Here is a 2,059-nt window from a genome sequence, read left to right as displayed (position 1 = left end):
TGTAACTACAAATGATGAATTATATGACCAGCGATGGATCAACCTTTTATCAATGAAAAATAAGATAAGAGACGAAGATATAGATAAGCTTAGCGTTGATAAAAGCCAGTGGCCTGCCATTAAGAAAGAAACTGTAGACGGCTATTACGCCGATTTTAAAGAGGTTGTGAATAAAGCCAGGCAAAAGCAATAAAGAGTATCGTTTTTAAGCAGCTATTTAGGAGTTGTTTATTTTGATTGGAGAGTTTAATTTTATCTTTCTTGTAACTTGCTTTATCAATGAAAAGGCAAAAAATACATCACTCAATACTACTTGTATGCCTTTTGATGCTGCCCGTGGTCTTTGCTTTTTCCATGCGCCCCTCCGGCAAATACAATCTTGATTTTTTTACTACCCATAACCAATTTTACCTGTGCGATTCGGCATTTACCGGTACCACTGGCGACACTACCTTTTGGAACAGCGATGCCCAAAATGCCCGCTTAGGTACTACCGAAGATATCATCGGCATAAAAATAGCCAGTTATGGCCACGTACGGGCCGAACTTAATGTGCTCAACACAGCCGATACCGAAAAAGACTTCAGTAAATACGACCATGTTGTTGAGGGCAGTGTAAAACTAAGCTCAGGTATTATGGAGATTCTGAATTTTCCGGATACCAAAATTATCCTGAAAGCCATTGTCACCCCGGCAAGATATCGCGTACGCATTTATTCGTATGCGGTAAAAAACGTGAACCCCGATGAGGATGAAGGCACCGATCATTATAAGATCACCCTTTGGCCGGGGGAAGACAGGGAAAGGAAAGTGTTGAAAGCCTATAAGGCAGACTAAGCCCTTTTCCATGGCTTCATGTCTGCCTGTAACGATGTCAATTTATTATAAGCTATTTATCATTTATCATGATTGGATTTCCCCCTTTCCCTCCGCCAATAATGATCACCTTGGCGTTGGGCGAAAGCGCAATTTCTTTTTGGGCCTTTATGGGTTCATATTGCAGCTGTTTGTCTGATAAGCCGGTTGAAAGGATCCTCTGATAATCGGCAATACCTTGTGCTTCCACTCGTTTACGCTCAGCTTCCTGGCGTTCTTTTTGCAGTACGAACTCCATCTTCTGAGCGTCCTGCTCGGCATTGATCTTTGATTCGATGCTGGCCCGTACCGAGGCCGGCAGGGTAATGTTACGCACCAGGATCTGCTGCAGTTCCAGTCCGCGTTTTTCAAAGCTTGCGGTAATGTAGCGATTTATTTTATCCTGGAACTCCTGCCGCTTGGTCGAATACAGGTCGACGGCAGCATAGGCTACCGCATTATCACGAATTGCCGTGCGCGAAACAGGACGAACGATCTTATCTACATAGTTTTCGCCAATGTTCTGCATAATGTAAGGGGCTCTGTCGGGTTTTACCTTATATAGCACAGAGAGATCGATAGTGACCTCGAGCCCATCAGATGAAAGTACACGGATAGCATCATCACCTTCCTTTTGGCCTTCGTTGTTCACCGCGCTCATAGTGTAGGTTTGGGTTTGAACATCAAAGGTGGTGATTTCTACAACCGGGTTTATGATATGCAAACCGCTTTCAAGCACCTGGTCCTGCACCTTACCAAAAAGGGTTTGAACTCCTACTTTACCCGGCTCAATAACTTTAAATATATTGAGTAACAAGCCAAGTACCACCATGGCTATACCTACCGCGGTTACCACGCCATTAAAGCGGCCGGCCGGTTCGGGTGAACGTTTGAGCACTATACCCACAATGAGTACAATAACTCCTAATACTGCTATAAACATGCAATGAAGTTAAGCTTTTTTTGCATGCTGCAAGCTTATTATAAAAGAATGTTTTTTAGGGGATTAAGGCTGTTATTGCCGGAAATTAGATGGATGCGAAAGGGGGGGTATTTTTTTTGCCGACTTAGCATAACGGCACAAGTTAGCCGGCGCTTATTCCCTTTACACAAAACTTGCGCCATTAGAAGTAGGGAAGACTTACGAAGTTTTTGAAACTTCGTAAGTCTTATTTAATACACTTTCCCTGGCGCAAGTTTTGTG

The 2,059-nt window shown here is 43.3% G+C and carries 3 protein-coding genes; 2 read left to right on the top strand and 1 reads right to left on the bottom strand.

What is annotated here, in order from left to right; translation table 11 throughout:
- Positions 1 to 193 (top strand): hypothetical protein (locus tag VF500_RS10355; RefSeq protein WP_330859599.1); only part of this gene is annotated, 193 nt, incomplete at its 5' end.
- An 86-nt stretch (positions 194 to 279) separates the two neighbouring features.
- Positions 280 to 837, top strand: a complete 558-nt coding sequence (locus VF500_RS10350) for a hypothetical protein (protein WP_330859598.1) — start codon at positions 280 to 282, stop codon at positions 835 to 837.
- Between the two features lie 52 nt (positions 838 to 889).
- On the opposite strand, the gene VF500_RS10345 is transcribed toward VF500_RS10350, so the two are convergent.
- Positions 890 to 1,798, bottom strand: a complete 909-nt coding sequence (locus tag VF500_RS10345; protein ID WP_330859597.1) for a prohibitin family protein — start codon at positions 1,796 to 1,798, stop codon at positions 890 to 892.
- Between the last annotated feature and the right edge of the window lie 261 nt (positions 1,799 to 2,059).

Origin of the sequence: Mucilaginibacter sp. (assembly GCF_036383575.1) — a bacterium.
Taxonomy (GTDB): Bacteria; Bacteroidota; Bacteroidia; order Sphingobacteriales; family Sphingobacteriaceae; genus Mucilaginibacter.
The sequence above is the reverse complement of the archived record's forward strand: the minus strand, read 5'-3'. Positions and strand labels throughout refer to the sequence as shown.